We start from the raw sequence: 1,991 nt of genomic DNA, 5'->3' as shown, positions 1-1,991 counted from the left end.
GGTTGGCGGGTCCCACGACCCCGGACATGCAACGCCTGACAGCTATCACACACGCCCGGTTTAGCCTCATCCGCTTTCGCTCGCCACTACTCACGGAATCACTGTTGTTTTCTCTTCCTGTGGGTACTGAGATGTTTCACTTCCCCACGTTCCCTCCACACACCCTATATATTCAGGTGCGGGTGACTGGACTTGCCTCCAGCCGGGTTTCCCCATTCGGAAATCCTCGGATCACAGTCTGGTTATCGACTACCCGAGGCTTATCGCAGATTCCTACGTCCTTCTTCGGTTCCTGGTGCCAAGGCATCCACCGTGTGCCCTTAAAAACTTGGCCACAAAGATGCTCGCGTCCACTGTGAAGTTCTCAACATACAACCGGCACCCCACACCCAACGCGACATCCATCGCGCTCTCGGCGGGGCCCACGACCAGAAGAAACCCGGCCACACCAACCCAAGCAAGAAGCCTTACGACCCCTGCCGGCTGGTGTTGCCCGATCCTTCAGGACCCAACAACGTGTCAAGCGCCTCCCCCGCCACCACCACGTTCCACTGCTGTAACCAGCTTGTACTTGTGGACGGCGACCCAGGTCAGCGCCAACTAATCGATGTTCCACCCTTGAGCACCCGCTGAGTGACACTCGCACTCAGACCGGGCTGCCATAAATGACTGCTCCTTAGAAAGGAGGTGATCCAGCCGCACCTTCCGGTACGGCTACCTTGTTACGACTTAGTCCCAATCGCCAGTCCCACCTTCGACGGCTCCCCCCACAAGGGTTGGGCCACCGGCTTCGGGTGTTACCGACTTTCGTGACTTGACGGGCGGTGTGTACAAGGCCCGGGAACGTATTCACCGCAGCGTTGCTGATCTGCGATTACTAGCGACTCCGACTTCATGGGGTCGAGTTGCAGACCCCAATCCGAACTGAGACCGGTTTTTTGGGATTCGCTCCACCTTACGGTTTCGCAGCCCTTTGTACCGGCCATTGTAGCATGCGTGAAGCCCAAGACATAAGGGGCATGATGATTTGACGTCATCCCCACCTTCCTCCGAGTTGACCCCGGCAGTCTCCTATGAGTCCCCACCATCACGTGCTGGCAACATAGAACGAGGGTTGCGCTCGTTGCGGGACTTAACCCAACATCTCACGACACGAGCTGACGACAACCATGCACCACCTGTACACCAGTCCGAAGACGCACCCATCTCTGAGTGATTCCGGTGTATGTCAAGCCTTGGTAAGGTTCTTCGCGTTGCATCGAATTAATCCGCATGCTCCGCCGCTTGTGCGGGCCCCCGTCAATTCCTTTGAGTTTTAGCCTTGCGGCCGTACTCCCCAGGCGGGGAACTTAATGCGTTAGCTGCGGCACGGATCTCGTGGAATGAGACCCACACCTAGTTCCCAACGTTTACGGCATGGACTACCAGGGTATCTAATCCTGTTCGCTCCCCATGCTTTCGCTTCTCAGTGTCAGTAATGGCCCAGAGACCTGCCTTCGCCATCGGTGTTCCTCCTGATATCTGCGCATTCCACCGCTACACCAGGAATTCCAGTCTCCCCTACCACACTCTAGTCTGCCCGTACCCACTGCAAGTCCGAGGTTGAGCCTCGGATTTTCACAGCAGACGCGACAAACCACCTACAAGCTCTTTACGCCCAATAATTCCGGACAACGCTCGCACCCTACGTATTACCGCGGCTGCTGGCACGTAGTTAGCCGGTGCTTCTTCTGCAGGTACCGTCACTTCCGCTTCTTCCCTGCTGAAAGAGGTTTACAACCCGAAGGCCGTCATCCCTCACGCGGCGTCGCTGCATCAGGCTTTCGCCCATTGTGCAATATTCCCCACTGCTGCCTCCCGTAGGAGTCTGGGCCGTGTCTCAGTCCCAGTGTGGCCGGTCGCCCTCTCAGGCCGGCTACCCGTCGTCGCCTTGGTGAGCCATTACCTCACCAACAAGCTGATAGGCCGCGAGTCCATCCCAGACCGAAAAA

The 1,991-nt window shown here is 57.3% G+C and carries 2 rRNA genes (1 of these 2 running past the window's edge); both read right to left on the bottom strand.

Annotation, left to right across the window (positions count from 1 at the left end):
* Positions 1–334: ribosomal RNA gene (locus AB0316_RS20910) — 23S ribosomal RNA — on the bottom strand; it reaches 2,876 nt to the left of the window's first position.
* A gap of 346 nt (positions 335–680) precedes the next feature.
* A 16S ribosomal RNA gene (locus tag AB0316_RS20905) occupies positions 681–1,991 on the bottom strand; the annotation flags it as partial.

Source organism: Terrabacter sp. NPDC080008, from assembly GCF_040702505.1.
In the GTDB taxonomy this organism is placed as follows: Bacteria; Actinomycetota; Actinomycetes; order Actinomycetales; family Dermatophilaceae; genus Terrabacter.
Note: the sequence above shows the minus strand (reverse complement) of the source record. Positions and strands in the feature narration are given on the sequence as shown.